The sequence below is a fragment of the Citrobacter sp. Cf088 genome, from assembly GCF_030334295.1.
Classification (GTDB): Bacteria; Pseudomonadota; Gammaproteobacteria; order Enterobacterales; family Enterobacteriaceae; genus Citrobacter; species Citrobacter freundii.
This window is the reverse complement of record NZ_JAOWEE010000047.1, coordinates 93,857-118,591: the sequence shown is the minus strand read 5'-3', so window position 1 is coordinate 118,591 and position 24,735 is coordinate 93,857. Positions and strand designations below refer to the sequence as shown.

27 protein-coding genes are annotated in these 24,735 nt (G+C 52.1%); 11 read left to right on the top strand and 16 right to left on the bottom strand.

Annotated features, from left to right (window positions below):
- Nucleotides 1-179: 179 nt before the first annotated feature.
- Nucleotides 180-719: a SadB/YajI family lipoprotein gene (locus tag OGV71_RS10445; protein ID WP_032950795.1), complete on the bottom strand. Its 540-nt coding sequence runs from the start codon at nt 717-719 to the stop codon at nt 180-182.
- Between the two features lie 153 nt (nt 720-872).
- Here OGV71_RS10445 and nrdR point away from each other — a divergent pair, with 153 nt between their 5' ends.
- The 6 genes from nrdR to pgpA all read left to right on the top strand — a co-directional run bounded on the left by nrdR (nt 873) and on the right by pgpA (nt 4,980).
- Nucleotides 873-1,322 (top strand): transcriptional regulator NrdR, encoded by a 450-nt coding sequence (nrdR, locus tag OGV71_RS10440; RefSeq protein ID WP_003021571.1) that lies wholly within the window; start codon nt 873-875, stop codon nt 1,320-1,322.
- A 3-nt stretch (nt 1,323-1,325) separates the two neighbouring features.
- Nucleotides 1,326-2,429: a bifunctional diaminohydroxyphosphoribosylaminopyrimidine deaminase/5-amino-6-(5-phosphoribosylamino)uracil reductase RibD gene (gene ribD / locus OGV71_RS10435; RefSeq protein WP_048216762.1), complete on the top strand. Its 1,104-nt coding sequence runs from the start codon at nt 1,326-1,328 to the stop codon at nt 2,427-2,429.
- 90 nt (nt 2,430-2,519) lie between these two features.
- Nucleotides 2,520-2,990, top strand: coding sequence for a 6,7-dimethyl-8-ribityllumazine synthase (ribH, locus tag OGV71_RS10430; RefSeq protein ID WP_003021575.1), 471 nt, complete (start codon nt 2,520-2,522; stop codon nt 2,988-2,990).
- 19 nt (nt 2,991-3,009) lie between these two features.
- Nucleotides 3,010-3,429, top strand: a complete 420-nt coding sequence (gene nusB / locus OGV71_RS10425) for a transcription antitermination factor NusB (RefSeq protein ID WP_000801129.1) — start codon at nt 3,010-3,012, stop codon at nt 3,427-3,429.
- Between the two features lie 77 nt (nt 3,430-3,506).
- Nucleotides 3,507-4,484 (top strand): thiamine-phosphate kinase, encoded by a 978-nt coding sequence (gene thiL / locus OGV71_RS10420; RefSeq protein ID WP_061547924.1) that lies wholly within the window; start codon nt 3,507-3,509, stop codon nt 4,482-4,484.
- Nucleotides 4,462-4,980 (top strand): phosphatidylglycerophosphatase A, encoded by a 519-nt coding sequence (gene pgpA, locus OGV71_RS10415; protein WP_003021578.1) that lies wholly within the window; start codon nt 4,462-4,464, stop codon nt 4,978-4,980. The genes thiL and pgpA overlap by 23 nt, the downstream gene beginning before the upstream one ends.
- 103 nt (nt 4,981-5,083) lie before the next feature.
- On the opposite strand, the gene yajO is transcribed toward pgpA, so the two are convergent.
- The 4 genes from yajO to xseB are packed head-to-tail and all read right to left on the bottom strand — an operon-like array spanning nt 5,084 to nt 9,144.
- On the bottom strand, nt 5,084-6,058 hold the full coding sequence (gene yajO / locus OGV71_RS10410; RefSeq protein WP_071696882.1) for a 1-deoxyxylulose-5-phosphate synthase YajO: 975 nt from the start codon (nt 6,056-6,058) through the stop codon (nt 5,084-5,086).
- A gap of 56 nt (nt 6,059-6,114) precedes the next feature.
- Nucleotides 6,115-7,977, bottom strand: a complete 1,863-nt coding sequence (gene dxs, locus OGV71_RS10405) for a 1-deoxy-D-xylulose-5-phosphate synthase (RefSeq protein ID WP_003021581.1) — start codon at nt 7,975-7,977, stop codon at nt 6,115-6,117.
- 24 nt (nt 7,978-8,001) lie between these two features.
- The gene (gene ispA / locus OGV71_RS10400) at nt 8,002-8,901 is read right to left on the bottom strand and encodes a (2E,6E)-farnesyl diphosphate synthase (protein WP_003021584.1); all 900 of its coding nucleotides are present in this window, start codon (nt 8,899-8,901) and stop codon (nt 8,002-8,004) included.
- Complete coding sequence (xseB, locus tag OGV71_RS10395; protein ID WP_003021586.1) at nt 8,902-9,144, bottom strand: exodeoxyribonuclease VII small subunit; 243 nt, start codon at nt 9,142-9,144, stop codon at nt 8,902-8,904. It abuts the gene before it with no gap.
- 196 nt (nt 9,145-9,340) lie between these two features.
- On the opposite strand from xseB, the gene thiI reads away from it, so the two are divergent.
- A complete protein-coding gene (gene thiI, locus OGV71_RS10390; RefSeq protein WP_032948689.1) occupies nt 9,341-10,789 on the top strand; it encodes a tRNA uracil 4-sulfurtransferase ThiI in 1,449 nt (482 codons plus the stop codon).
- A gap of 65 nt (nt 10,790-10,854) precedes the next feature.
- Here thiI and OGV71_RS10385 read toward each other — a convergent pair whose 3' ends face one another.
- From OGV71_RS10385 to panE, 3 genes are read right to left on the bottom strand one after another with little or no spacing between them, the layout of a single operon-like run.
- A complete protein-coding gene (locus tag OGV71_RS10385; RefSeq protein WP_204583981.1) occupies nt 10,855-11,937 on the bottom strand; it encodes a hypothetical protein in 1,083 nt (360 codons plus the stop codon).
- Nucleotides 11,938-11,969: 32 nt separating this feature from the next.
- A complete protein-coding gene (gene yajL, locus OGV71_RS10380; protein WP_003021591.1) occupies nt 11,970-12,560 on the bottom strand; it encodes a protein deglycase YajL in 591 nt (196 codons plus the stop codon).
- Nucleotides 12,523-13,434 carry a 2-dehydropantoate 2-reductase gene (gene panE / locus OGV71_RS10375; protein WP_003021593.1) on the bottom strand — a complete coding sequence of 304 codons (912 nt, stop codon included), beginning with the start codon at nt 13,432-13,434 and terminating at the stop codon, nt 12,523-12,525. The genes yajL and panE overlap by 38 nt, the downstream gene beginning before the upstream one ends.
- A 174-nt stretch (nt 13,435-13,608) precedes the next feature.
- Between panE and OGV71_RS10370 the strand changes: the two genes are divergently transcribed.
- Entirely contained in the window at nt 13,609-14,100 is a 492-nt protein-coding gene (locus OGV71_RS10370; RefSeq protein WP_003831002.1) for a YajQ family cyclic di-GMP-binding protein, read from the top strand.
- An 80-nt stretch (nt 14,101-14,180) separates the two neighbouring features.
- On the opposite strand, the gene OGV71_RS10365 is transcribed toward OGV71_RS10370, so the two are convergent.
- Entirely contained in the window at nt 14,181-15,545 is a 1,365-nt protein-coding gene (locus tag OGV71_RS10365; RefSeq protein WP_005125155.1) for an MFS transporter, read from the bottom strand.
- 182 nt (nt 15,546-15,727) lie between these two features.
- On the opposite strand from OGV71_RS10365, the gene OGV71_RS10360 reads away from it, so the two are divergent.
- Genes OGV71_RS10360 through OGV71_RS10350 form a run of 3 tightly spaced genes read left to right on the top strand, consistent with a single transcriptional unit; the run spans nt 15,728 to nt 17,030 of the window.
- On the top strand, nt 15,728-16,210 hold the full coding sequence (locus OGV71_RS10360) for an Hcp family type VI secretion system effector (RefSeq protein ID WP_003021598.1): 483 nt from the start codon (nt 15,728-15,730) through the stop codon (nt 16,208-16,210).
- Between the two features lie 11 nt (nt 16,211-16,221).
- Entirely contained in the window at nt 16,222-16,671 is a 450-nt protein-coding gene (locus OGV71_RS10355) for an STM2901 family protein (RefSeq protein ID WP_003021601.1), read from the top strand.
- A complete protein-coding gene (locus OGV71_RS10350; RefSeq protein ID WP_003021603.1) occupies nt 16,671-17,030 on the top strand; it encodes a DUF1493 family protein in 360 nt (119 codons plus the stop codon). The genes OGV71_RS10355 and OGV71_RS10350 overlap by 1 nt, the downstream gene beginning before the upstream one ends.
- A 62-nt stretch (nt 17,031-17,092) precedes the next feature.
- On the opposite strand, the gene cyoE is transcribed toward OGV71_RS10350, so the two are convergent.
- The 7 genes from cyoE to OGV71_RS10315 all read right to left on the bottom strand — a co-directional run bounded on the left by cyoE (nt 17,093) and on the right by OGV71_RS10315 (nt 24,443).
- Complete coding sequence (gene cyoE, locus OGV71_RS10345; protein ID WP_003835956.1) at nt 17,093-17,983, bottom strand: heme o synthase; 891 nt, start codon at nt 17,981-17,983, stop codon at nt 17,093-17,095.
- Nucleotides 17,984-17,994: 11 nt separating this feature from the next.
- On the bottom strand, nt 17,995-18,324 hold the full coding sequence (locus tag OGV71_RS10340) for a cytochrome o ubiquinol oxidase subunit IV (protein WP_003021607.1): 330 nt from the start codon (nt 18,322-18,324) through the stop codon (nt 17,995-17,997).
- Complete coding sequence (locus OGV71_RS10335) at nt 18,324-18,938, bottom strand: cytochrome o ubiquinol oxidase subunit III (RefSeq protein WP_003021608.1); 615 nt, start codon at nt 18,936-18,938, stop codon at nt 18,324-18,326. The genes OGV71_RS10340 and OGV71_RS10335 overlap by 1 nt, the downstream gene beginning before the upstream one ends.
- The gene (cyoB, locus tag OGV71_RS10330) at nt 18,928-20,919 is read right to left on the bottom strand and encodes a cytochrome o ubiquinol oxidase subunit I (RefSeq protein WP_003021610.1); all 1,992 of its coding nucleotides are present in this window, start codon (nt 20,917-20,919) and stop codon (nt 18,928-18,930) included. The genes OGV71_RS10335 and cyoB overlap by 11 nt, the downstream gene beginning before the upstream one ends.
- A 19-nt stretch (nt 20,920-20,938) precedes the next feature.
- Nucleotides 20,939-21,886, bottom strand: coding sequence for a cytochrome o ubiquinol oxidase subunit II (gene cyoA / locus OGV71_RS10325; RefSeq protein WP_003847580.1), 948 nt, complete (start codon nt 21,884-21,886; stop codon nt 20,939-20,941).
- 458 nt (nt 21,887-22,344) lie between these two features.
- Nucleotides 22,345-23,820: a muropeptide MFS transporter AmpG gene (ampG, locus tag OGV71_RS10320; protein ID WP_003021615.1), complete on the bottom strand. Its 1,476-nt coding sequence runs from the start codon at nt 23,818-23,820 to the stop codon at nt 22,345-22,347.
- A 44-nt stretch (nt 23,821-23,864) separates the two neighbouring features.
- On the bottom strand, nt 23,865-24,443 hold the full coding sequence (locus OGV71_RS10315; RefSeq protein WP_003021617.1) for a lipoprotein: 579 nt from the start codon (nt 24,441-24,443) through the stop codon (nt 23,865-23,867).
- Between the last annotated feature and the right edge of the window lie 292 nt (nt 24,444-24,735).

The window sequence follows — 24,735 nt, the reverse complement described above, 5'->3', positions numbered from 1 at the left end:
TTTCACAGTTCTATCATTTACGTAATCGATTGCGTTCACGTTTGCGTACTTTAGGCGGCGAATTGTACTGGCTCTCATGAATGTTGCCAAGTTTTACCAGAAATATCGGTTATGTCAGGGGAGTAACAAAATGGAGCGGAGTGATGTTGCGGAACGCACAAAACGTTCCGCAAAAAAGTTTATTGGCTAACAGGCTGGATGTCGTGGATGCGAACAAATCCTAACCTCTCTGGAGTGAGGCCATTTATTTGCAACGGAATGTCTACGTCGCTGGGAGCAAGAATACTCGCCGGAGCGTTGACCAACTGGTTGTGAACGTTCACTTCCTGATAGTTGTCCGTGGTGCCCTGAATTTGCCCGTATTCGACGGTGGCGCTAAAGGCAGGTAAAGGCGTGTTGGATTCACCCTGAATCCGTAGCGTCAGGCGCGTACCATCCGCGTTCGGTGCAATGTTTACCAGCGACATGCGTAAAGTGCCAATCTGGCTCTCTAGTCGTGCCGGAGTTTTGGAACCCGGTAGCAGATAGACGCCGCTGGTTGATTTTGCATTCAACATATTTTGTTGCGTAATTTTTACTGTTTCCTGATTAAGCTGCGCCATCTCTTTATTCAATGTGCTAACGCTTTGATGCATCTGGCGTACTTCGCTTTGCTGTGCGCAGGCACTAAGACTAAAGAGACTTCCCACCAGGAGAATTCTTAGGTAACGTCTTGTCATTGTGATTACTTCCTTCATTGTCGCGATAGCATAATGGTAGTGTGGACTGAGCACGAAGGCATCGATCCTTTGTCTCAAAAGCGCAGTGCCTTTGTTGTCACGGCAGTTCAGGGTAAAATAGATTCTGTTAACCACTGAGGTACAGGACGCCGTATGCATTGCCCATTCTGTTTCGCCGTAGACACTAAGGTAATTGACTCTCGTCTTGTAGGCGAGGGCTCCTCGGTACGCCGCCGTCGGCAGTGTCTGGTCTGTAACGAACGTTTCACCACTTTTGAAGTGGCTGAACTTGTCATGCCGCGCGTTGTGAAAAGCAACGACGTGCGTGAACCCTTTAATGAAGAAAAGCTGCGTAGCGGCATGCTCAGAGCGCTTGAGAAACGGCCTGTTAGCGCGGATGACGTCGAAATGGCGTTAAACCATATCAAATCACAGCTGCGTGCGACTGGTGAGCGTGAGGTGCCGAGCAAGATGATTGGCAACCTGGTGATGGAGCAGTTGAAAAAGCTCGATAAAGTCGCCTACATCCGCTTTGCCTCTGTCTACCGGAGTTTCGAGGACATCAAAGAATTTGGCGAAGAGATTGCTCGCCTACAGGACTAAGCCATGCAGGATGAATTGTACATGGCGCGTGCGCTGAAGCTTGCTGCGCGCGGACGTTTTACCACTCACCCCAACCCCAACGTGGGCTGCGTGATTGTGAAGGATGGGGAGATCGTCGGCGAAGGATATCACCACCGTGCGGGCGAACCGCATGCCGAAGTTCATGCTCTGCGGATGGCTGGAGAAAAAGCGCAAGGGGCAACGGCCTATGTGACGCTTGAACCCTGTAGTCATCATGGTCGCACGCCGCCGTGTTGCGATGCGCTGATTGCGGCGGGTGTATCGCGTGTGGTTGCGGCGATGCAGGATCCCAATCCGCAGGTCGCAGGACGTGGGCTCTACCGTTTGCAGCAGGCGGGCATCGACGTCAGCCACGGGCTGATGATGAGCGAAGTTGAGCAACTGAATAAAGGCTTTCTCAAGCGCATGCGTACGGGATTCCCGTATCTGCAGCTTAAGCTTGGCGCGTCGCTTGATGGCCGTACGGCGATGGCCAGCGGTGAAAGCCAGTGGATTACCTCACCACAGGCGCGCCGCGATGTGCAACGCTTGCGCGCGCAAAGCCATGCCATTTTAACCAGCAGTGCTACGGTGCTGGCAGACGACCCTCAGCTTACCGTGCGTTGGTCGGAGCTTGGGGAGTCAACTCAGGCGAGTTACCCGCAGGAAGAGCTGCGCCAACCAATCCGCATTGTTCTGGATAGCCAGAATCAGGTCACGCCGGAGCACCGTATTGTGCAACAGCCTGGAGAAACCTGGATTGTCCGGACTGAAGACGACCCCGGTAGCTGGCCGGAGACGGTTCGTAGCCTGAAGGTGCCGGAACATAACGGGCATCTGGATCTGGTGGTGCTGATGATGCAACTGGGCAAACAGCAAATTAACAGTATTTGGGTTGAAGCAGGCCCAACGCTCGCGGGGGCATTATTACAGGCCGGTTTGGTCGATGAGCTAATCGTGTATGTTGCGCCTAAACTGTTAGGCAGCGATGCGCGTGGATTATGTGTGCTTCCAGGCCTTGAGAAACTGGCTGACGCACCCCATTTTAAATTCAATGAGATACGCCAGGTGGGCCCGGACGTTTGCCTGCATTTAACGACTGCGTGAGGCTTTCTGATTTAGAGGAAGCAGCGCACAGAATATTATGATAAAATCCGCCCCCCTTACGGGGCCATAAATCGAACCCGAAGGAAGAATATGAACATTATTGAAGCTAACGTTGCTACCCCGGACGCTCGCGTCGCCATCACCATTGCGCGTTTCAACAACTTTATCAATGACAGCCTGCTGGAAGGGGCTATCGACGCCCTGAAACGTATTGGCCAGGTTAAAGATGAAAACATTACCGTTGTTTGGGTTCCAGGTGCATATGAGCTGCCGCTGGCCGCTGACGCACTGGCAAAAACCGGTAAATACGACGCGGTAATTGCGCTTGGTACGGTGATCCGTGGCGGTACCGCGCACTTCGAATATGTGGCTGGCGGTGCAAGCAATGGCCTGGCGCATGTCGCTCAGGACAGTGGCATTCCGGTAGCCTTCGGTGTTCTGACCACCGAAAGTATTGAACAAGCCATCGAACGTGCTGGCACCAAAGCCGGCAACAAAGGCGCAGAAGCTGCACTGACTGCGCTTGAAATGATTAATGTATTGAAAGCCATTAAGGCCTGATTTTTGTAAGGGGAAATCCGTGAAACCTGCTGCTCGTCGCCGCGCCCGTGAGTGTGCCGTCCAGGCGCTCTACTCCTGGCAGTTGTCCCAGAACGACATCGCTGATGTTGAATACCAGTTCCTGGCGGAACAGGACGTTAAAGATGTCGACGTTCTGTATTTCCGTGAACTGCTGTCCGGGGTGGCGACTAACAGCGCGTACCTGGATGGATTAATGAAGCCTTACCTGTCTCGTCTGTTAGAAGAGCTGGGTCAGGTAGAAAAAGCCGTACTGCGTATTGCGCTGTTTGAACTGTCTAAACGTAGTGATGTGCCGTACAAAGTGGCCATCAACGAAGCGATTGAACTGGCGAAAACCTTCGGCGCTGAAGATAGCCATAAATTCGTGAACGGCGTACTGGATAAAGCAGCACCTGTGATTCGCCCCAACAAAAAGTAATCCCGAGGCCGGCTGGATGGTGGAAGCTGTTTCCGCTGTCCCCGGCTTTTTCTTTTTTTTCTGCTGAGGCATAACGTATGGCATGCGGCGAGTTTTCCCTGATTGCCCGTTATTTTGACCGCGTAAGAACGTCTCGTCTTGATGTCGAAACCGGTATTGGTGACGACTGCGCACTCCTGAATATCCCTGAAAAACAGACGCTGGCGATCAGTACCGATACGCTGGTGGCAGGCAATCACTTCCTCCCCGACATTGATCCCACCGATCTCGCCTGGAAAGCACTGGCGGTGAATTTGAGCGATCTGGCGGCGATGGGGGCCGATCCTGCGTGGTTGACGCTGGCACTCACGTTACCTGACGTTGATGAAGCCTGGCTTGAAGCCTTCAGCGATGGCCTGTTTGAACTGCTTAATTACTATGATATGCAGCTGATTGGCGGTGATACCACGCGTGGGCCACTGTCGATGACGCTGGGTATCCATGGCTACGTCCCCATTGGGCGGGCCTTAAAACGCTCTGGTGCGAAGCCGGGGGACTGGATTTATGTTACCGGTACGCCGGGAGACAGCGCGGCGGGGCTGGCGATTTTACAGAATCGGTTGCAGGTTGGAGATGCAAAAGACGCTGACTATCTGCTTAAACGCCATCTGCGTCCCACGCCGCGTATTTTACAGGGACAAGCCCTGCGCGATCTGGCCAGTGCGGCTATCGATATCTCCGATGGCCTGATTTCCGATCTGGGGCATATCGTTAATGCCAGCGGCTGTGGCGCGCGGGTTAACGTCGATGCGCTGCCTTACTCCACGGCATTCGCCCGGCACGTTGAGCCGGAACAGGCCCTACGCTGGGCGCTCTCGGGCGGTGAAGATTATGAGTTATGCTTTACCGTACCGGAAATTAACCGTGGTGCGCTGGACGTGGCGCTGGGAAATCTCGGCGCAGCGTTTACCTGCATTGGGCAGATGAGCGCAGACGTGGAAGGCATTCACTTTACGCGCGATGGAAAATTCGTCACGTTTGACTGGAAAGGATATGACCATTTTGCCGCGCCTTAAAAAAGATGTCGCCAAAAGCCGCCTGAGTATGCGCAATCCGTGGCACCTGTTAGCCACCGGTTTTGGCAGCGGGCTGAGCCCAATTGTTCCTGGCACGATGGGATCGCTGGCGGCGATCCCTTTTTGGTATTTAATGACCTTTCTACCGTGGCAGCTGTATTCACTGGTGGTGATGTTATCTATCTGTATCGGCGTTTATCTGTGCCATCAAACGGCGAAAGATATGGGTGTGCACGATCACGGTAGCATTGTCTGGGACGAGTTTGTCGGGATGTGGATTACCCTGATGGCGCTGCCGACCAATGACTGGCAGTGGGTTGCCGCCGGATTTGTGATTTTCCGTATTCTGGATATGTGGAAGCCGTGGCCGATTCGTTGGTTCGATCGCAACGTGCATGGCGGGACGGGGATCATGATCGACGATATTGTGGCCGGAATACTCTCTGCCGGAATTTTGTATTTTATCGGTCATCACTGGCCGGTAGGTATCATTTAACCCTTTTGGGGGGCTGTTGTAGGCCCGATAAGCGTCGCGCCATCGGGCAATCAGTGCCGGATGCGCTATGCTTATCCGGCCTACAATTAGCCATCGCCAATACTTATTTAAATCCCACCACCGGATGCTGTTTGTACGGCGTTTCCAGCTCGGCAATCTGCTCCGGCTTCAGCGTTAAATCCACCGCATTGAGCAACTCATCCAGCTGTTCCTCGCGCGATGTGCCGATAATCGGCGCTGCCACACCCGGTTTGCTCAGCAGCCAGGCCAGCGCAACCTGCGCGCGCGTTACGCCCAGTTCCTCACTGACGCCGGTCAGCCGTGCGGCAATTTGCGCGTCGTTTTCATAGCTCTCGTTGTACAAATTTTTACCGACTTCATCGGAAACCAGACGTGCTGTCGTTTCTCCCCATGGGCGCGTCAGGCGTCCACGTGCCAGTGGACTCCAGGGGATCACTGCCACGCCTTCCTCGTAGCACAGTGGCAGCATTTCGCGTTCTTCTTCGCGGTAGATCAGATTGTAGTGATCCTGCATGCTAACGAACTGCGCCCAGCCGTGTTGCTTCTGTAAGGCCAGCGCCTGAGCAAATTGCGAAGCGTGCATGGAGGAGGCGCCGATATAGCGCGCTTTACCGGCTTTCACGACGTCGTTTAGAGCCTCAAGGGTTTCTTCAATAGGTGTGTTGTAATCCCAGCGGTGAATTTGCAGGATGTCGACATAGTCCATACCCAGACGTCTGAGGCTGTCGTCGATTGAGCGCAGGATTTGTGCGCGGGATAATCCTTCTGCTAAATCATCAACCTGGTGAAAAACCTTGGTAGCGACCACGACATCTTCGCGGCGGGCGAAATCACGCAGCGCGCGACCGACAATCTCTTCGCTACTGCCAGCGGAGTAGCTGTTGGCGGTATCGAAAAAGTTAATGCCGCCCTCAAGGGCGTGTTTGATTATCGGGCGGCTGCTTTCTTCAGGTAGCGTCCAGGCGTGATTGCCGCGATTAGGCTCGCCAAACGTCATGCAGCCCAGGCAAAGGCGGGAGACCCGTAGGTCGGTTTTTCCTAAGATGTTGTATTTCATCAATCCACTCCTGCTTAGCTCGTGATGAATTAAGCATAGCAGGAGCGGGGAGAGGATTATGCCAGCCAGGCCTTGATTTTGGCCTCAATTCCGACGGCATTCAGACCCAGATCGGCGCGAGCTTCATCCTGAGTTCCCTGCGGGATGAAGAAGTCTGGTAGGCCAATGTTCAGCACCGGGACGGGCTTACGATGGGCCATCAGCACTTCGTTTACACCGCTGCCTGCACCACCCATAATGGCGTTCTCTTCAATGGTGACCAGCACTTCGTGTTGAGCTGCCATTTCCAGGATCAACGTTTCATCCAGTGGTTTCACAAAACGCATATCGACCAGCGTGGCGTTCATCGACTCTGCGACCTGAGCGGCTTCCGGCATCAGGGTACCGAAGTTGAGAATTGCCACTTTCTCCCCGTGACGTCTCACTATACCTTTCCCGATAGGCAGTTGTTCCAGCGGGGTCAACTCTACGCCCACCGCGTTACCTCGCGGATAACGCACGACCGTTGGACCGTCGTTGTAGTGATAGCCGGTGAACAGCATCTGGCGGCATTCGTTTTCATCACTCGGGGTCATAATGACCATTTCCGGGATGCAGCGCAGGAAGGAAAGATCGAACGCCCCTTGATGGGTTTGTCCATCTGCGCCAACAATTCCTGCCCGGTCAACGGCGAACAGAACTGGCAGTTTCTGGATGGCGACATCATGCAGCACCTGATCGTAGGCGCGCTGCAGGAAGGTCGAGTAAATAGCCACGACCGGCTTATAGCCGCCAATCGCCAGACCGGCAGCAAACGTCACCGCGTGCTGTTCGGCGATCGCCACATCGAAGTAGCGGTCCGGAAACTTACGTGAAAATTCCACCATACCGGAGCCTTCGCGCATCGCCGGGGTGATTGCCATCAGCTTATTGTCTTTCGCCGCGGTTTCGCACAGCCAGTCACCGAAGATTTTTGAATAGCTCGGCAGGCCACCGCTGCTTTTCGGCAGGCATCCGCTGGACGGATCGAATTTTGGTACCGCGTGGAAGGTGATTGGATCTTTTTCTGCCGGCTCGTAACCACGACCTTTTTTGGTCATGATGTGCAGGAACTGCGGGCCTTTCAGATCGCGCATGTTCTTCAGTGTGGTGATAAGCCCCAGTACGTCGTGACCGTCCACCGGACCGATATAGTTAAAGCCCAGTTCTTCAAACAGCGTACCCGGCACAACCATGCCTTTAATGTGTTCTTCGGTACGTTTGAGCAACTCTTTAATTGGCGGCACGCCGGAGAAGACTTTTTTCCCGCCTTCGCGCAGCGAGGAGTAGAGTTTGCCAGAGAGCAGTTGCGCCAGATGATTGTTCAGCGCGCCAACGTTCTCTGAAATCGACATTTCGTTGTCGTTGAGGATAACCAACATGTCGGGTTTAATATCGCCTGCGTGGTTCATCGCTTCAAACGCCATCCCGGCGGTGATAGCGCCGTCGCCAATCACACATACGGTACGACGTTCTTTGCCTTCTTTCTCAGCGGCAACCGCAATACCGATACCTGCGCTAATGGAGGTTGAAGAGTGCCCAACGCTCAGTACGTCATACTCGCTCTCACCGCGCCACGGGAACGGATGCAAACCGCCTTTCTGACGAATGGTGCCGATTTTATCACGGCGTCCGGTCAGTATTTTGTGCGGGTAAGCCTGATGTCCTACATCCCAGATTAACTGGTCAAACGGGGTATTGTAGACATAGTGCAGCGCGACGGTGAGTTCCACCGTGCCCAGACCAGAGGCGAAGTGCCCGCTGGAACGGCTTACGCTGTCGAGCAAATAGCGGCGCAGTTCGTCGCAAAGCTTTGGCAGGCTCTCTTTTGGCAGCAGACGTAACTCCTGGGTGGAGTCGACCAGCGCCAGGGTCGGGTATTTGGCTATATCAAAACTCATCGCAAGCTCATGGGATATGTTGGTTTATTTATCACGCTGGATTATGTAGTCCGCTAGCGCTTCCAGTGCCGAGGTATCGAGTGACTGTGCGGCCAGCAAACTTAGCGACTGGCGGGCATCCTCGATTAAATCCCGGGCTTTATTCTGGGCTTGCTCAAGACCCAGAAGTGCAGGATAGGTACTTTTGCCAAGCTGCTGGTCAGCACCCTGACGTTTACCCAATGTTGCAGTATCGCCTACCACATCCAGGATGTCATCCTGAACCTGGAAGGCCAGACCGATGCTTTCTGCGTATTTGTCGAGTATTGCCAGGCATTCTCGCCCTTTATCGCCTGCGCTTAATGCTCCCAGACGTACGGCGGCGCGAATCAATGCCCCGGTTTTATGGCGGTGAATACGCTCCAGCGCATCCAGCTCAACCTGATGACCTTCAGCTTCCAGATCCAGTGCCTGACCGCCGCACATACCGGCGATACCGCTGGCCTGAGCCAGTTCAGAGATCATCGCGATGCGGTCACGGTCAGATACTTCCGGCATTGGAGCGTCGCTGATAATGGAGAATGCCAGCGTTTGCAGCGCATCTCCGGCCAGGATCGCGTTTGCCTCACCAAATTTTACGTGGCAAGTCGGCAGACCGCGGCGCAGGTCATCGTCGTCCATCGCGGGTAAATCATCGTGCATCAGCGAATAGGCGTGAATGCATTCGACGGCGGCAGCGGGAGCATCAAGCGTACTCAGGCTGACACCAAACATCTGACCGGTCGCATACACCAGGAACGGGCGCAGGCGTTTACCGCCTAATAATGCGCCATATTGCATGGTTTCGACCACGGGAGTGTTCTGAAAGGGCAGTGGCGCGATAAAACGGCTCAGTGCCTGGTTGGCCTGCTCAACGCAAGCCTGTAGCTGCTGCGTAAAATCCATTTACTCATTATCCGGTGTAAAAGGCGTAAGGGCCGCGTCTTCAGTATCTGACAGCAGGATTTGTACGCGCTGTTCAGCCTGTTGCAATTTGACCTGTCCTTGACGCGCCAACTGTACGCCGCGTTCGAATTCGTTCAACGCTTCTTCTAACGGCAGGTCGCCGCCTTCCAGACGGGTAACAATTTGTTCCAGCTCGCTCAGCGCGGTTTCAAAACTGGCGGGCGCTTCATTTTTCTTCGGCATAATGAATGTCTGACTCTCTGTATTGGCAGCACAAGACTATGGTAACGGACTCGCACTGATAAGCAAATAACGCGCAATGTGCACAGTAGCCGCGTGATGGTGATATACTTGCGCGCCTGGATGCAGTCGCGGGTATGGGCTGCTGTATTTTTTTCCATTACAAGTCATTCAGACTTGCCTAAGAACCATTGCCGCCATGAAGTTTATCATTAAATTGTTCCCAGAAATCACCATCAAAAGCCAATCTGTGCGTTTGCGCTTTATAAAAATTCTGACAGGGAACATTCGTAACGTTTTAAAGCACTATGATGAAGACCTTGCTGTTGTCCGTCACTGGGATCACGTTGAGGTTCGCGCTAAAGATGAAAGCCAGCGCCTGGACATTCGCGACGCGCTGACCCGTATTCCGGGGATCCACCACATTCTCGAAGTAGAAGACGTGCCGTTTACCGATATGCACGATATTTTCGAGAAAGCACTGGTGCAGTATCGCGATCAACTGGAAGGTAAAACCTTCTGCGTACGCGTTAAGCGTCGTGGTAAGCATGAGTTTAGCTCCATTGAGGTGGAACGTTATGTTGGCGGTGGACTGAACCAGCATATTGAATCCGCGCGCGTGAAGCTGACGAAGCCGGACGTGACGGTTAATCTTGAAATCGAAAACGACCGTCTGTTGCTGGTTAAAGGCCGCTATGAAGGTATTGGCGGTTTCCCAATTGGTACGCAGGAAGACGTACTGTCGCTGATCTCCGGTGGTTTCGACTCCGGCGTGTCAAGCTACATGCTGATGCGTCGCGGCTGCCGCGTGCACTACTGCTTCTTCAACCTTGGCGGGGCAGCGCATGAAATCGGTGTTCGCCAGGTGGCGCATTACCTGTGGAATCGCTTCGGTAGTTCGCATCGCGTGCGTTTTGTTGCTATCAACTTTGAACCGGTGGTCGGTGAGATCCTGGAGAAAGTTGATGACGGCCAGATGGGCGTGGTTCTCAAGCGTATGATGGTTCGCGCGGCGTCGAAAGTCGCTGAGCGCTACGGCGTACAGGCGCTGGTAACCGGTGAAGCACTGGGTCAGGTGTCCAGTCAGACGCTGACCAACCTGCGTTTGATCGATAACGTATCAGACACCCTGATCCTGCGCCCACTTATCTCTCATGATAAAGAGCACATCATCAATCTGGCGCGTGAAATTGGCACCGAGGATTTTGCTCGTACCATGCCGGAATACTGCGGTGTAATTTCAAAAAGCCCGACGGTGAAAGCGATCAAAGCAAAGATTGAGGCCGAAGAAGAAAACTTCGATTTCTCTATCCTCGATAAAGTGGTTGAAGAAGCGAACAATATTGATATTCGCGATATCGCCCAGCAGACGCAGCAAACCGTGGTAGAAGTAGAAACCGTGAGCGGTTTCGGCCCGAACGATATGATCCTGGATATCCGTTCTGTGGATGAACAGGATGATAAACCGCTGAAGGTTGACGGCGTGGACGTCGTTTCTCTGCCGTTCTACAAGCTGAGCACCAAATTCGGCGATCTGGACCAGAGCAAAACCTGGCTGCTGTGGTGTGAACGCGGGGTGATGAGCCGCCTGCAGGCGCTGTATCTGCGCGAGCAGGGCTTTGAAAACGTGAAGGTGTATCGCCCGTAATTGAGTAAACACCGTGTTGTAGGCCGGATAAGGCGGTTACGCCGCCATCCGGCAATGCAACGATATTATTCAAAACGCACAGGAAGCGTCTTCCCGTTCGACTCCCAGACGCCCTGATAAACCCCGTCTTTTAAATCCAGTGTTATTTTCTCTTGCGATTGTTCAGCTGCAGACGTCTTCAGTTCATAATGTTGATTGTCGGCTGTATCGCATTTGCCGGTTAATTCAATCGGTGCGCCAAATTTCTGGTAAAAGTAAGCCCCGTCAAAAAAATCACCGTATTTGCAGTCCACCTTCAACACAATACGCATGCTTTTTCCCAGCGTGCCGTACATTACTTTGCCGTCAATGCCGGGCGCTGGCGAAACCGGTGTTGTACTCTTTGCTCCAGTCAGATACTGGCCGTACGGCGTGAGCCGATTTTGCAGTTCCGCGGTTGGGATTTTCGTGGTGAAATCACCCAACTCGTCGAGTGCGCGGCTGGCGTGGTTGCTACAGCGCCCGTTCAGGAAAGCCAGATGGTCTTTTTGCAGGGAGAATTTGTCGATGTAGTACAAACCGTCGGTGTAGGTTGCGCACGATGCGTAGAATTCGGCATAGTCAAAGTTTTCGCTTTTCTCTTCTTTTATTTGCGCCGATGTCTGCGATTTATGCGCATCAACAAAGGTGTCGATTTGGCCACGGATATCTTTTCTGATGCGAGTATTTAATTCGGCCATAGTAGAACGGGAAAAGAGGTCGTTGAGGGTAATTGCCGCGCCGTTGGCTAAATCGAAGCTGAGCGGTACATTGTACGACTCGCAATACGCTCCGCAGCCTTCGACAAACATATTCATGGTCAGGATTTTTTCGTCGCGAAATTCAACCGTGTAGTTAAGGTTTGCGGTGGGATTCATGGCTGATTTCGCAAACTGATTTACTGTGGCCTGCGGAGTATTGCCCGGTAGCTGATTGATAAAGCTTGCGAAAATATAATCGTTAATACGTTTCGCAACCTTGGGGTTATCCGTCGAGGAAAACCATGGCACGCGATATTGCATTTCAGTGCTTCCGGGATAGCGATACTCAATATTCTTTATGTCGAGTTGCGTCGCTGTGGCATAACCGGAAAGGAGCAATAAAGCCACTCCACTTAGATATCCTTTCATTATGATTCCTTATAAGGGAGTGGCCTGAAGATTTACTCGTAGTAGTTATAGATTCCCGCTGCCATCACTAGTTGTGATGCAACTTCGTAAGCCTTTTCACGACTGACCAGAAGATCAATGATTTTCAAACCGAAATCGATTGAGGTTCCCGGTCCCTGGCTGGTTAACAGGTTAACTCGCGGATCCCATACGACGCGCTTGTCCTGCCATTGATCAGCGGGGATCTTGTCTTTCAGCGCCGGGTAGCCGGTCATGTTGCCGATGGGAAAAATGTCGTGTGGGACGAGGACGGTGGCAGCCGCGGCACAGATTGCCGCGACAATGCGTCCGGAGCGATGAAACTGCTTCACGGTTTCGACCAGCAGAGGGCTGTCGCGAAAACACTCGGCGCCTTTAATACCGCCCGGCAGTACGATAATGTCGAAATCGCCGTCAGCAACTTCGACTAATGGCGCATCCGCCAGCAGTTTCACACCGCGCGAGCACACGATCGTCAGGTTGCCATCGCTGGCGACGCTGGCGGTTGTGACCTTAATTCCGCCGCGAACCAGTAGATCGATAGTAGTGACCGCTTCGGTTTCTTCACTACCAGGGGCGAGACATACCAGTGCTTGAGCGCTCATACTCACTTTCCTTTCTTTTAACCATTTCAAACAGGCGGGCATTTTCCGGAACGGCGATGCCGTGCGCGCGTGCACGTTTTAACAAATAACCGGTAATGTAGTCGATCTCGGTATGACGCATGGCGCGAATGTCCTGCAGCATAGATGAGATGTTTTCCGCCGTACTGTCAATCACTTGCTCGACATAATAGCGTAAATCATCCGCTGATGTGTGGTGGCCTTCGCGTTCGATGACCGCTGCCACTTCCTCACAGATGAGCGCTATTTTTTCCGGATGATGGCGTAACTCACCGTTTGGGCAATCCCATAATGCGGTCAGCGGGTTAATGACGCAGTTGACGGCCAGCTTGCGCCATAGCTCGGCGCGAATAGTGTTGTGCCAGGCGACGTCCGGCAGCACCTCTTGCAGGGTTTCAGCCAGATAGCTGAAATCGCCGTCTTGCTCACGCGCCGGCCCAATACGCGTTGTTCCCTGAGCGACATGAATGATGACGTTCCCGTCACGGCGTGCTGCGTGGGTGGTGGTACCCATCAGCAAGGGTTGCTTAATGTTATGTAACTCTTCAATCGTCCCCATGCCGTTGTGAATAAGCAGAATGGGCGTGGTTTCAGGCAGAATTGCAGACAGGCCTTTTACCGCATCAGAAACTTGCCAGGCCTTCAGAGTGACCAGCAGCAGGTCGCTTTTTGCCAAAAAGTCGGGGTCGTTTGCCGTCAGGGATTCATTAAAAACTGAGCCATCCGTGTCGATCAGGTTTACGCTGCAGTAGGGTTGCGGTACGCGTAGCCACCCTTGCACCTCATGTCCATGTTTGCACAGCGCTGTAAGCCATAGCTGTCCTAACGCTCCACATCCCAGTACGGTAATTTTCATTCTTCCTCCTCACCTGCAACAGCACCAGGTGTTAATCCATATCGACCGCACCCTATTATTGTTCGCAGATGTCGCTACCACGTACAATGAAAGGATACAGCCTAGTATAGCGCTGTCTGTTGAGTAACTTTGCAGGTATTATGCTTCGCATCAAAAATGAAGGGAGAGGAAAAGATGCCATCTTTCGATATTGTCTCTGAAGTTGATCTTCAGGAAGCCCGTAACGCGGTGGATAACGCCAGCCGTGAAGTCGAGTCACGCTTTGATTTTCGTGGCGTTGAAGCCACTTTTGAGCTGAATGAGTCAAATAAGACGATTAAGGTGCTGAGCGAGTCTGATTTTCAGGTTAATCAGCTGCTGGATATTTTGCGTGCCAAGCTGCTGAAACGCGGTATTGAAGGCACCTCGCTGGACGTACCAGAAACTTTCGTGCACAGCGGTAAAACCTGGTTTGTTGAAGCTAAGCTGAAGCAGGGCATTGAAAGCGCGGTGCAAAAGAAAATCGTTAAGCTGATCAAAGACAGCAAGCTGAAGGTGCAGGCGCAGATTCAAGGTGAAGAAATTCGTGTGACCGGTAAGGCGCGTGACGATCTGCAATCCGTCATGGCGCTGGTTCGCGGTGGCGATCTCGGCCAGCCGTTCCAGTTTAAAAATTTCCGCGATTAAGTCGTAATGCCTGATCCGGCCTACAGGTCGCACACGCTATTTGTAGGCCGGATAAGACGATAGTCGCCATCCGGCAATTATCACGCCTGGCTGATGGCCTGCTCAACCTCAAATCGATTGGTGACTTTGCTGTCGATTTTCACGTAGGCCGAGTGCTCTTTTGCGACAATTAACACTTCGCTTATCCCTTCTTTCGCCAGCAGACGCTGCTTCAACGTGTCATCCGCGGCAATCTCTGGTGGGATTTCCACGCGCAGGCTGCTGACGTACGGCGGTTCTTTCATTGTGCTTGCCACCAGTAACCAAATGGCTGCCAGCAGCGCGCCAGCCAGGAATACGGCCTGACCATCAAACATTTCGACCACCCAACCACCGAGTGAACCGCCAATCGCCACGCCAAGAAACTGGCTGGTGGAGTAAACGCCCATCGCCGTGCCTTTATAACCTGCAGGTGATTCTTTGCTGATAAGCGAGGGGAGAAGGGCTTCCATCAGGTTAAAGGCGAGGAAGAAAATCTGCACGCCCGCAATCAGACCCCAGAAACGAATGTTAGCGCTCCACAATACAATCTCTGCAATAAGGATCAGTAACACGCAGGCGAGGAATACGCGTTTCATCTTGCGCTTTACTTCGGCGTAAATGATGAACGGCACCACGGAAACAAAGGACAGCAGCATCGTCACCAGATAAATTTTCCAGTGTTCTGCGGCGGGGAAACCGGCTTTCGCCAGTTGTCCTGGTAACGCGACGAAAGTGGACATCAGCAAAATGTGCAGACACATGATGCCGAAATTGAGCTTCAGCAGTTTGGGCTCCGCCAGCACTTTGCTGAAGCTATCTTTTACCATGCCCGATTCACGGTTTAGTACGTGGCTGGTGCTATTGGGAACGACCCAAATAGTCAGCACGATACCCGTGGTGGCAAGAGCGGCAATCATCCAGAACAGCGCGTGGAGCCCCAGCGCATGGGTAACGATGGGCCCCAGCACCATCGCAATGGCAAAGGTGATACCAAAGCTGACGCCGATAAACGCCATCGCTTTGGTGCGGTTTTGCTCGCGGGTTAAGTCGGAAAGCAGCGCCATCACGGCGGCAGCAATCGCGCCAGAGCCTTGTAGGGCGCGGCCTAGAATAATTCCCCAGATTGAATCGGAAAGGGCGGCAATTACGCTGCCGAGAACGAATACCGCCAGCCCACCGACGATAAGCGGCTTACGGCCGATGCGGTCAGAGAGCAGACCAAAGGGGATCTGGAAGACGGCTTGCGCCAGGCCATAAATGCCGATGGCAAGGCCTATCAGCGCTTCGCTGGCGCCCTGTAGCGCCATGCCGTACGTGGTCAGAACCGGCAGAACCATAAACATGCCAAGCATGCGCAACGAGAATACGGTCCCTAAACCCCAGGTGGCGCGCAACTCACCGGGCGTCATTTTGTAATCGTTCATTCCCACCTCTGTATTAATTTCGCGCCTAGTGTAAAGCGGGGAAGGAATGGGGTAAACCTCTACGATATGTGGAATTGTGTAGCGCGGAAACTTAAATAGTTACAGCTGCAACTAATTTACTTGCGATAATTACAGGTGTAGTCTTTTTGTGGTTATTTCTAATGGAAAGAGGGAAAAGGAAAATGGCGATTCCAGGCAATATGTGGATTTATGACGATGGTGGCGCGCTGATTAAGGGCGGGTGTGACGTAAAGGGAAGAGAATACAGTATTGAATTTAAAGGTTTTCATCACAATCTCTCTATTCCAACTGATAATGCAACGGGTAAACCAACAGGCACACGCCAACATTCACCGATGATGATCGTCAAAGAGTTTGACTACTCGAGTCCCTATTTATACAAAGCGGTCGCTTCTGGTCAGAATCTTAAGTCTGCAGAGATTCGTTGGTACAAAATCAATGATGCCGGTCAGGAAGTGGAGTATTTCAACATGCTGCTCGAGGGCGTGCGGATTGTCTCGGTCTCTCCGACGATGGCTGGGCCAGAAGACAAAAACAACAATCACCTTGAAACCATAGAGTTACGCTACGAAAAAATCACATGGAAGCATTGCGACGGGAACATTATCTATACCGACGCATGGAATGACCGGCAGACGGCATAATGGGTGATTGAATGGACACAACTGAAGAAGCGAATGGAACCTATTGGTATCATGGTCACAGCAATCTGTCAGCTGGGGAATTGTTAGATCTCATCTTTCTGGAACAATTTTGTGATGAGTTAGGAATTGGCATTGAATCGGGAGCCGCGATTCTGGCTGGTCAACCTTGGTTGAACACAAGACAGAAACCTTCTGGGGCTATTGAAGGAACAAGTGTTGTTTCCAAATACGGGAGAATGCTTCTGAGAGATGCGCGGGTACCATTTGGTATTAAAGTCCCCACTCCGGTGGGGTTCAGGATACAAAGAACCAACAAACTCGCTGCTGTGATTGCTCGTTATGTACCTTGGTTTGGGTGGATTGGTCTTATAAATGCGCTTGTGCAAGTCTCCAGAAAGACGCAGACAAAATACAATCTGATTGCTAGGCCCAAAGATCGTATTCAGTGGACATCATTCTAATGAGCATTCAAGACGATGTGTTAAGGCTGTTCAGGGAAGAAATACCTGGGTATTTGGATGAAAACTGGAAAGAGGTTCCTTTAGAACTTGATTCAGATTTGTTTGGTGCCCCCGGTGATGATCTCTACTGGGCTCTGGATCGATATGAGAAAGAGTTCAAAGTCGATTTATCATGTGTGAACTGGAAACCTTATTATCCATGGCACAATCTACCGCTATTCACGAGATGGTTCAAGGCTAACCGGGAAGAAGTGGAAGCAACGCGCATACCGTTAACCGTAAGGATGTTTGCTGAGTCGGCTGAAGCGGGGAAATGGCTGTTTGAGGTCTGGGATGATAAACAAAAAGACGAGACCTAATGCTCTCCAAACTGCATAGTAATAAAAAAGGGCGCCGAAGCACCCTTTTTTATCAGCAGATTTTACCAGACGTAAGTCAGCAGGTTCTGCGAGTTTGGCACCATAAAGTCGACGGACATCATCACGGAAAGCGCGGTAATGGCGATGATGGAGAAACCGAACAGCTTGCGCGCCCAGACTTTGTCATCTTCCACTTTATAACCGCGCAGCGCCATGCCCAACCACCAGACGCTCACCGCCGCAGCAACAATCAGGTATTTATAACCTGCATAGCCGCCCAGGGTTAGCATCAGCGTGGCGATAGCAAATGCGATGATATACAGCGTGATATGGTTTTTCGCGACTGAAATACCTTTTACCACCGGCAGTACCGGGATGTTGGCAGCCTGATAATCCTTAAAGCGGAAAATCGCAATCGCGTAAGAGTGCGGCATCTGCCACAGGCTGAAAATAGCCAGCAGAATCAGCGCACCGCTATCGAACTCACCGGTTACGGCGCAGTAGCCAATCACCGGCGGCGCAGCGCCGGAGAGTGAGCCAATCAGCGTGCCATAAACGGAATGGCGCTTCATGTACAGGCTATAGACGCCCACATAGACCACGAAGCCCATTACCCCCAGCCAGCAGGCCAGAGGGTTCGCGCCAAACCACAGCAGCATAAAGCCAGCAATACCCAGCAGGGTGGCGTACACCAGTGAGACCGCAGGGGAAATCAGACCTTTAACCAGCACGCGGTTTTTGGTCCTCTCCATCTTCCTGTCGATATCCCTGTCGATGTAGTTGTTAAATACACAACCCGACGCCACAACCAGTGACACCCCAACCAGCGTGTAGATAAACAGGGGATAATCAATGCTGCCTTTCGAGGCCAGCAGGAACCCCCCAATCACCGAGATCAGGTTGCCAAAGATGATGCCTGGTTTCGTTACTTGCAGGTATTGCTTAAACATCATAATCGCCGCTCTTAGTGCATCATCATGTTGTAGTTAAGGTTCCACATAATCCAGATGGAGCCCACAACCAGGATGGCGATGATTAGCACAGTAAAGACAAAGGCCGTCATGTTCCAACCTTCATCAGATTTGCTATTCATGTGCAGGAAGCACACCAGGTGCACCAGAATCTGTACCACTGCCATTGCCAGAATAGTTCCCAGAATGACGGCCGGAGAGGCAGAACCTGTCATCACCATCCAGAACGGAATGACCGTCAGGATGATCGACAGGATAAAACCTGTCATGTAGGTTTTTACGCTGCCATGGGATGCGCCGCCGCTCTCGTTAGCATGACTCATTACATCGCCCCCATCAGATAAACAACAGTGAACACACAGATCCATACCACATCCAGGAAGTGCCAGAACAGGCTCAGGCACATGATGCGGGTACGGTTAGTACTGGTCAGGCCGCGACGAGCGACTTGCACCATCAGAACTGCCATCCAGATAAGACCGGAGGTGACGTGCAGACCGTGCGTGCCGACCAGCGCGAAGAACGCAGACAGGAAACCGCTACGATCCGGGCCCATGCCGTTAACAATCAGGTGATGGAATTCATAGAGTTCCATCCCGATGAATCCGGCACCGAACAAGAAGGTCAACGCCAGCCAGGAGATAACCTGGCTCTTGTTGTTCTTGTACATGGCAATCGCTGCCATGCCGTAAGTAATGGAGCTGAATAACAGCAGGAATGTTTCAACCAGAACGAACGGCAGTTCAAAAATGTCCTTACCTGTCGGGCCACCTGCGGTGCCGTTCACCAGAACGGCATAGGTTGCAAACAGAATAGAGAACAGAATGCAGTCGCTCATCAGGTAGATCCAGAATCCGAAGATTTTGGTCTGGCCTGCATCGTGGTGCCCGTGTTCGTGCGCGTGGGCAGTCGCGTGCGTTAAAGTATCAGTTGCCATTTTTCAGCCCTGCCTTAGTAATCTCATCGAAATGCTGGTTTTCCAGTTTTTCGACTTCCGGGACCGGCACGTAGTAATCCACGTCTTCATCAAAGCTTTTCACAATCCAGCTGATGATCATGCCTGCGAAGCTTGCAATCGCCAGCCACCAGATATGCCAGATCATGGCGAAACCAAACAGTGTTGCGAAGGCGGTAATGACGATACCGGCACCGCTGTTCTTCGGCATATGAATTTCTTCATAGTGCGCAGGCTGCTTGTACGCTTCACCTTTTTCTTTCATTTCCCAGAAGGCATCACGCTCGTGAACGTGCGGCACAACGGCAAAGTTATAGAACGGAGGCGGGGAAGAGGTTGCCCACTCCAGCGTACGACCACCCCATGGGTCACCGGTCAGGTCACGGTTCTGCTCGCGGTCGCGAATAGAAACGTAGATCTGAATCAGCTGGCACAGGATACCCAGTGCAATCAGCGCGGCACCGCAGGCGGCAACGACCAGCATCGGATGGAACTGCGGGTCAATCTGCTGGCTGAGGCGACGGGTCATACCCATGAAGCCCAGCACGTACAGCGGCATAAATGCCACGAAGAAGCCGATGATCCAGAACCAGAATGCGCGTTTACCCCAGGTTTCGTTCAGCGTGAAGCCAAACGCTTTTGGCCACCAGTAGGTCATACCTGCGAAGCAGCCAAATACGACGCCGCCGATGATAACGTTATGGAAGTGCGCAATCAGGAACAGACTGTTGTGCAGTACGAAGTCCGCACCCGGCACCGCCAGCAGTACGCCGGTCATGCCGCCAACTGAGAAGGTGACGATAAAGCCAATCGTCCACAGCATCGCTGAGTGGAATACGATACGGCCCTGATACATGGTGAACAGCCAGTTGAAGATCTTCACCCCGGTCGGGATGGCGATAATCATGGTGGTAATACCGAAGAAGGCGTTTACGTTAGCGCCTGCACCCATGGTGAAGAAGTGGTGCAGCCAAACAACGAACGACAGAACGGTGATACACACGGTTGCCCACACCAGCGAGGTGTAACCAAACAGACGTTTACGTGAGAAGGTTGCCGCGATTTCGGAGAACACCCCGAAGACCGGCAGAACCAGGATGTACACTTCCGGATGGCCCCAGGCCCAAATCAGGTTGATGTACATCATCATGTTGCCGCCCATATCGTTGGTAAAGAAATGGGTGCCCAGATAGCGATCCAGGGTCAGCAACGCGACGGTAACCGTCAGGATTGGGAAAGAGGCGATAATCAGGATGTTCGCGCACAGAGACGCCCAGCTAAATACCGGCATCTTGAACATGGTCATTCCTGGTGCACGCATCTTAATGATGGTCACAAAGAAGTTGATACCGGTCAGGGTTGTACCAATACCGGACAACTGGACTGCCCATATCCAATAATCGACCCCGACGCTTGGACTGTACTCTATTCCCGAGAGCGGCGGATACGCCAGCCAACCGGTCTGTGCGAATTCACCTACGCCCAGAGACAGGTTAACCAGGATTACGCCGACAACGGTGAACCAGAAGCTCAGGTTGTTCAGGAACGGGAATGCAACGTCACGTGCACCGATCTGCAGTGGAACCACCAGGTTCATCAGACCGATAACAAATGGCATTGCCACGAAGAAGATCATAATCACGCCGTGAGCCGTGAAGATCTGGTCGTAGTGGTGAGGAGGCAGGAAGCCCGCTTCACCTGCAGAAGCCAGCGCTTGCTGACTACGCATCATGATGGCGTCGGCAAAGCCACGAATCAACATGACGATTGCGACGATGACATACATGATGCCAAGGCGTTTGTGGTCAACCGAAGTCAGCCACTCTTTCCACAGGTAGGTCCACTTACCGAAGTAAGTGATTAGGCCCAGTAAGGCCGCACCACCGATGATAATGGCAGCGATCGTAACCATGACAATGGGTTCATGGAACGGCACTGCATCCAGCGTCAATTTTCCGAACATCGTATTCTTCCTCGGCCCCTTAGTGAGCGGATTCCGCGTGGCTCATGTCCATGCCTTCCATGCCTTCGTGTGCGCTGTGCTCACCTTCGGGTTGGGTCATGTCCATGCTCTTACCGTGAGCCATAAATTTGTTAATAACATCTTTAAACAAATCGGGTTTCACGTTGGAGAAGTATTCCACCTGGTTGTATTCGCTTGGCACAGCCACTTTCTCGAACGCAGCCATGTCGCTCATGGTGTTCGTGGACTGTTTAGCTTTAGCAACCCATTGGTCGAATTCGGCGCGGTCCTTTGTTGCGATAGCCTTGAACTTCATACCGGAGAAGCCTGGTCCGCTATAGCTTGCGGAGATACCATCATAAGTACCGACTTCGTTGGCGATCAGATGCAGTCGAGTCTGCATACCGGCCATGGCATAAATCTGGCTACCCAGACGCGGGATAAAGAAGGAGTTCATCACGGAGTTGGATGTCACTTTGAACTCAACCGGAGTATTCGCCGGGAAGGCGATTTCATTCACGGTAGCGATACCCTGTTCCGGATAGATGAAGAACCATTTCCAGTCCATGGAAACCACTTCGATGGTAATGGGCTTCTCGTCATGCGCCAGCGGTTTGCTTGGCTCAAGAGCGTGAGTGGTTTTCCAGGTCAGAACGGCAAGGAAAATGATGATTAAGATCGGCACCGTCCAGACCACAGCTTCCACTTTATTGGAGTGTGACCAGTTCGGGCTGTACTTCGCATCTTTATTGCTTGCACGATACTTCCAGGCAAAACCAACAGCCATCAAGATGGCAGGAATAACGACAATCAACATCAGGCCAAATGCCGTCAGTATCAGTGAACGTTGTTCCAGTCCAATCTGTCCTTTAGGGTCAAGCAGCGCAGAATTACAGCCACTGAGTAACGCAGTGCCTGCAATTAATGACAACCATCCCAAACTTTTATTGTATTTCCTGAGTCTCATTTAACGACCTCAATTCCACGGGACCGGGTGGCGTTTAAAGTGTGAGGGCATTTTACGGGAAGGTTACATTACTGTAAACATCCTTGGATCTGTGTTACTGGGTTCTGCCGTGCATGTCACATATGTTGCAATATATGTCGCTTTGACTTTAAGAACCTGTTGCAACATCACGTTATAACGAAAGCAGGCAGGTGGGGGACAGGCTGAGGGCAATTGGTATAACCAATACGAAAATAAAACAATTGTTTAACAATTGATTATCAATAAAAAGACAAATTGGGAACAAAAAATAAATCTGTAGTGGCTGAATCGAGTAAGGAAAATAAAATATATAAAAGGCGTCAATAATTTCCAAATTCTTTGGCGCACAAAATAACAAATATTATTTTTATCAATTGTTGTTTATTTAGCCGTTATAATTACGCAGGGTGATTACAACGGCTTATTAATACGTTTTTTTACGCCAGACGGTTTTTGCGCAGAGCCAGATAATCCAGCAATCCACCAAAAATCACCCCGCAGACCGCGACCGCCACCGAGACTTCAAGCAGTTCCGGCAGGAAGGAGAAGTTGGTGTAATCCAGCGCGTTCATGGTTAACAGTAGCAGCCAAACCAGCAGCAGGCAGCAGCCCACTACCAACGTCATTAATGCCAGACTGTACGCTCCACGAAATTCCGTACGCGGAATAAAGCTTTCATTTTGCCAGCTATGTTCCAGGGTCTGGCGACATACCAGCAGCAGTATGAGGCCGGGGATCGCGGCAAACACGGAGAACAGATAAAACGTCGGCCAGCCGTGTGCTTCGACAAACCAACCCGCTACCGGGCCAACATAAACGCGACCAACGGCTGAAAGCGCGGAGAGCAGGGCGAACTGGGTCGCTGAGAAGGACTTATTGCACAGCGTCATTAATAAAGCGACAAACGCCGCTGTGCCCATTCCGCCACACAGGTTTTCAAAGAAGACGGCGGCCGCCATACTGAACATGTGTTTGTCAGTGATGGACAATAACCAGTAGCCTGCATTTGACGCCCCTTGCAGGATGCCAAATATCAGCAATGCGCGGAACAGCGAAAGGCGCTGCATCAGGATCCCACCGTACAATGCACCAACGATGGTTGCCAGAAGCCCGAGCGTTTTATTCACCACACCAACCTCACCCGCATCAAATCCAACGCCGCGGATCAAAAAGGTGGTGGTCAGGCTCATGGCGAAGGCATCCCCGAGCTTATACAGCACAATAAGCAGCAGGATAAGCCAGGCGTTGTTACGACCAAAGAAGTCGCGCAGCGGAGCCGCAACCGCCTGTTCCAGCGTTTTAGGTACCGGAATGGTATCAGTCGGTTCAGGTGCTAACAGGGTGGCGATGATACAAGGAATCAACAGCGCTGCCATCAGCCAGTACATCCCTTGCCAGCCCAGCCAGCGATCGGCCATCCACAGGGCCAGTCCGCCTGAAACCAGCATCCCTAATCGATAGCCCAGCACGCTGATAGCCGCGCCGGTGCCGCGCTCTTCTGCGGGCAACACGTCGGTTTTCCAGGCATCAAAGACGATATCCTGCGAGGCCGAGCAAAAAGCGATCACTACTGCGAGTGCGGCCATCCAGCGTAACTGTGTGCCAGGCTCCAGAAAGCCCATCGCGGCGATAGAAATTAACAACAGCACCTGGGTCGCCAGCAGCCAGCCGCGACGTCGACCTAAAAACGGTGGCGTGTAACGGTCCATCAACGGGGACCAGAGAAACTTAAATACGTAGGCCTGACCTACCAGGGAAAAGAAACCGATGGTTTTAAGATCGATATTCTCGACCGTCATCCACGCCTGAAGCGTACCGGAGGTGAGTGCGAGCGGTAAACCGGAGGCGAACCCCAGAATAAGCAGGATAGCTGAACGTGGTTGTTGAAAAATACGTAAGTAATGACTGGACATGGGCTTCTATAGGCCCGACGAACGCCGGGCCATATGGGCAGAAATTAACGAGCGTTCTGCTTGATGAAATCGTGAACGCTGGTGTCCTGAGACATATCAGCGATGGTGTCGGTCAGCACGCTGTTAACGGCGTCAGCGATATTTTTGTTAGAGGCCTGCAGTGCGCCTTCAACAGAATAGCTTGCGCGGTAGTTTTTGGTCATCTTGTTGCCGTTAGCAGCGGTCGCAATGATGGCGATATCTGCTTTGGTGGCAATGTTATAGCGCACGCTACCCTGAGACACGTCAGCGTACAGCTGGCTAACAATGATTTGCAGGTTTACAGCGCCGTTTGGTCCAATCATATAACCGCGTGCGGTCATCTGTTTTTCCAGTACTTCTTGCAGCAGGAAGCGCAGATCGCGGGACGCGGTCAGCGTAACCAGCTGGTTGTCGCGGGTGACTTTTGCCAGCGCTTGATCCTGACGCTGGTCGGCACCGTTGATGCTAACGGTCACGCCCATCAGGCTTGGGTCCTGCTGTGGCAGGGTAATTTTCGGGGAGACTTCAATAGTGGTCGGCGGCGTTGCGCATCCAGCTAACATGAACATCGCGACTAACGGGAAGAGGATTTTTTTAAACATGCCAGGGCTCTCAGCGAATCTAAATTGTATGGTTAGAGAAAATTCCCGCCATCATAACATCGCCAACGATGAGGGGAAGTGGGTAACGCATGTAAATTCATTGTGTTGTCCGTTTTATGACTTTGTGGAGGCCATAAACGGACTTTTTGCAATAAAACGAAGTGAGGATTCAGTGAACTTCATCCGTTTGGCTGAGAAAATCAGACAAGCGCTAATTTTTTGTTGCTAAGGTGTAATGAAAACGGTAAAAGCGGCTAGTATTTAAAGGGATGGGTGACATCTCAGCGTTGTC